Source organism: Mycobacterium sp. E3198, assembly GCF_001667015.1.
Classification (GTDB): domain Bacteria; phylum Actinomycetota; class Actinomycetes; order Mycobacteriales; family Mycobacteriaceae; genus Mycobacterium.
The window spans coordinates 1-2,415 of sequence record NZ_LZIS01000241.1 but is presented as its reverse complement, the minus strand read 5'-3'; the positions used below and the strand labels follow the sequence as shown (position 1 = coordinate 2,415).

1 protein-coding gene is annotated in these 2,415 nt (G+C 70.6%); it reads left to right on the top strand.

Annotated elements, in window-relative coordinates; translation table 11 throughout:
- On the top strand, window positions 1-2,415 hold a 2,415-nt coding region (locus tag A5673_RS24705), incomplete at both ends, for a type I polyketide synthase (protein ID WP_156748592.1).

Sequence of the window (2,415 nt, the reverse complement as noted above, 5' to 3'; positions counted from 1 at the left end):
ATGTGCGCGGCGAGGGCTGCGGTGTCGTCGTCGTCAAGCGCCTCGAGGACGCGATCCGCGACGGTGACCGGATCCGGGCCGTGATCCGGGGCAGCGCGGTCAACCAGGACGGCGCGTCGGGTGGATTGACGGTACCCAACGGCGTCGCGCAGCAGCGCGTCATCGCCGAGGCGCTGCAATGCGCGGGCGTCGCGCCCGGCGAGGTGGGTTACCTGGAGGCGCACGGGACCGGCACCTCGCTCGGTGACCCGATCGAAGTCCAGGCCGCCGGTGCGGCACTGGGCAAGGGCCGCGACACCGACCGGCCGCTGCTGATCGGGTCGGTGAAGACGAACATCGGACACCTCGAAGCGGCCGCGGGCATCGCGGGTCTGATCAAGGTGATCCTGTCGCTCGAGCACGAGGTGCTGCCGAAGCACCTGAACTTCAGCAAACCGTCGCCGCACATCCCGTGGGACCGGCTGCCGGTGCGGGTGGTGGAGGAGGCCCTGCCCTGGAAGCGGGACGGACGGCCCCGCATCGCCGGGATCAGTTCGTTCGGGTTCTCCGGGACCAACTCGCACATCATCCTCGAGGAAGCCCCCGAGGCAGCGCCGGTCGCGGCATCCGAGGCCCCGTCGGACGACAGGCGGTTCAGCCTGTTGCCGCTCTCGGCGCGCAACCAGGCTGCCTTGGCGGAGCTTGCCAAGACATACAGCAGTTGGCTGACCGATCACCCGGACGCGTCGTTGGCCGACGTCTGCTTCACCGCCGGGGCCGGCCGTTCACACTTCGAGCACCGGGCCGCCCTGGTGGTGAATTCGACGGACTCCGCACGCGAGCAACTGGCCGCGCTGGCCGACGATCGCCCGGCGCCGGGCCTGCTGCGCGGTGACTGCGCCGACCGGCCGAAGACCGCGTGGTTGTTCACGGGCCAGGGCAGCCAGTATGCCGGCATGGCACGGGAACTCTTCGAGACCGAACCGGTGTTCGCCGAGACGATGACCCGGTGCGCGGCGGCGGTCGCCGATGTGCTCGAAAAGCCGCTGCTGGACGTGATTTTCGACCCGGACGGCGACGACGTCTTGCGGCAGACCAGTTACGCCCAGCCCGCCCTGTTCGCGGTGGAGATGGGGCTGGCCCGCCTCTGGCAGTCGTGGGGCTTCGAGGCGGACGTGTTGATCGGCCACAGCGTCGGCCAGTACACGGCGGCCTGCGTCGCCGGCGTGTTCAGCCTCGAGGACGGCATGCTGCTGATGGCCGAGCGAGGCCGCCTGTTCGGCAGCCTGCCCGACGGCGGCCGGATGGTCGCGGTCTTCGCCGCCGCCGAGCGCGTGGAAAGCAAGACCGACGAGTTCCCGAGCCTGTCCGTGGCCGCCTACAACGGCGCCAACACCGTGCTGTCGGGACCCGTCCAGGACCTCGACCAGGCGGTGGCCGGCTTGGAAGCCGACGGTGTGCGCTGCGACTGGCTGGACACCAGCCACGCCTTCCACTCGGCGCTGCTGGATCCGGTCCTCGACGAGTTCGAGTCGTATGCGAACCGCTTCGAGTTCGGCGCGCCACAAAAGACATTGGTGTGCAACCGCACCGGCGCGGCCCTGGGCAGGAGCGCGAAACTCGACGGCGCCTACTGGCGCCGCCACGCGCGCCAACCGGTCGAGTTCGCCAAGAGCGTGCGCACCCTGGCCGAACTGCACTGCGCGATGTTGCTGGAAATCGGCCCCCAACCGATCCTGACCGCCGCGGCCATGCGGGCGTGGCCGGACCCGGCCACCGCGCCCCGGGCGATCGCGTCCATGCGCAAGAACATCGCCGATCATCGCCAGATCACCGAAGCCCTGGCCAACGCCTACATCGTCGGGCACCGGCCCGACTTCGGCGCCCTGGCGCCGGTGACCGCGCGCAAGCTCGACCTGCCCACCTATCCGTTCCAGCACCGCCAGTACTGGTTCCGTGAACAGCGGGCCGCGGCCAGCACCCATGCCTCCAGCCAGGCCTCGGCCGCGCGGACCCAGGCCGTCGGGCTCCTGGAGGACGGGCGGATCGAGGAGCTGGCGGCGCTGCTGGGCGGCGGCAACGCCGATCAACAGACCGTCGATGTGCTGAAACAGCTTGCGGCAGAACACAACCAACAGCGCAACGCGCAGTCCATCGCGGACTCCCGCTACGAGATCCGCTGGGAGAAAGCCGCCGCTCAGGCCTCGGGCGCGCCGGCCGGTGAGGGCACCGCGTGGCTCCTCGTCAGCGACGACGCCGCGGCGGTGCAGCCGTTGGTCGACGCGCTGACCGCACGCGGGCACCGGCACCGCATCGTGGGTCTGCCGGTGTCCGACGCCGACGCGGATCGCCTCAAGGAAACGTTGCGCACCGCGTTAGCAGACGAACCGACGCTGCGCGTCCTGCACCTCGCGGCCGTCGGATCGGACGCGGCAC